Origin of the sequence: Alteromonas sp. AO-Serp, from assembly GCF_017849675.1 — a bacterium.
GTDB classification, from domain to species: domain Bacteria; phylum Pseudomonadota; class Gammaproteobacteria; order Enterobacterales; family Alteromonadaceae; genus Alteromonas; species Alteromonas macleodii.
In genome coordinates, this window is the sequence record NZ_JAFLMX010000285.1 from 1 (window position 1) to 1,329 (window position 1,329).

At 46.6% G+C, this 1,329-nt stretch carries 2 protein-coding genes; both read left to right on the plus strand.

The genetic code is table 11. The features are described from left to right. Positions 1–695, plus strand: a 695-nt coding sequence (locus QVA83_RS18730) for a tryptophan 7-halogenase (protein WP_287498801.1), incomplete at its 5' end; no start/stop codon positions are given. Between the two features lie 100 nt (positions 696–795). Then, on the plus strand, positions 796–1,329 hold a 534-nt coding region (locus QVA83_RS18735; RefSeq protein WP_287498802.1), incomplete at its 3' end, for a LysR family transcriptional regulator.

The following is a 1,329-nucleotide window of genomic DNA, read 5'->3' on the forward strand; positions in this document are numbered from 1 at the left end:
TACAAACTCGCTCTATTGCGCTTAGTCACGGTTGGCAGTGGCACATTCCCCTAACTAGTCGCACAGGCAACGGCTATGTGTACAGTTCACAGTTTTGCACTGAAGCCCAAGCAGAAGAAGAACTTAGACTTGCATTAGAACCAGACCAATTCCATCAGCAAGCCCGACATTTGAAAATGACCGTAGGCAGACTAGAAGAACACTGGAAAGGTAATTGTTTATGCATAGGGTTGTCTCAGGGCTTTATTGAGCCATTGGAAGCCACCGCACTTATGCTGGTGCAGTACGCACTGAATCACTTTATCGATTGCTGGCAAAGTAACAATCCGCGAAGAGAGGTACGCTATAATTCTGAGATAAACCGAATGTTCGATGGTATTCGGGACTACATTGCTGCTCATTACTATTTAAATACGCGCGACGATTCCGCCTACTGGGTTGCCTGTCGCGAAGACTTAAAGGTGCCGGATACCCTTTCTTATTTGCTGAATGCATGGGACAAAGGCGCCAGCTTTGAACATGCGCTTAATGAAGTAGATAACAAATTGGTTTATTTGCGACCTTCGTGGTACTGCATTTTTGCGGGAATGAAGCGCTTTTCTAATAACACAACGCCACTTGCGCAACCCAACACCCTTGCACTTCGCACTATGCGGCAATCGGTAGAGGGAGCGCATCGAGTAAGGCAACCCTAACTTGGCTAGAACGCACAAACATACAAAATTACGCCTTTCGCCCGCTTACATTTAAAAATATAATAAAAGCAGGCAAATTCATTAGAAAGTGTAATTAACTATGAAGCAGCTTTCCCTTGATACCTTACGCACCTTCGTTAGCGTTATTGAGCTTGGTGGCTACGCTAAAGCGGGCGATTTTTTGGGCCGTTCTCAACCGGCAATAAGCCTACAAATTAAAAAGCTAGAGTCGCAGTTAGACCGCAAGCTATTTACTAAAGTTGGGCAACGGCATGTACCTAGCGCCGACGGCAATTGGCTGTACCCAAAGGCGAAAGAACTGCTAGAGCTTAACGATAACATCTTTCGCAGCTTAACCCCTGCCCCGCTAAGCGGTCGCTTGCGTCTTGGCATTCCCAATGAATTTGCTTCTACATTATTGCCGGGTCTAATTGGCGAATTTTCAAAGCGCTATCCCGATGTATCACTTGAAGTGACCTCTGCTTTAAGTCGTGATTTGCTGCACCCGTCGCAGCGCGATCATTTCGATTTGATTTTGGCGTTGGTTAACCCGGGCGAACAGACAGAAGGCGAAGTAGTGTTAGAAGATGACGTGGTTTGGGTTGGCGACACGGCTCATCCATTAGTTGGCAAC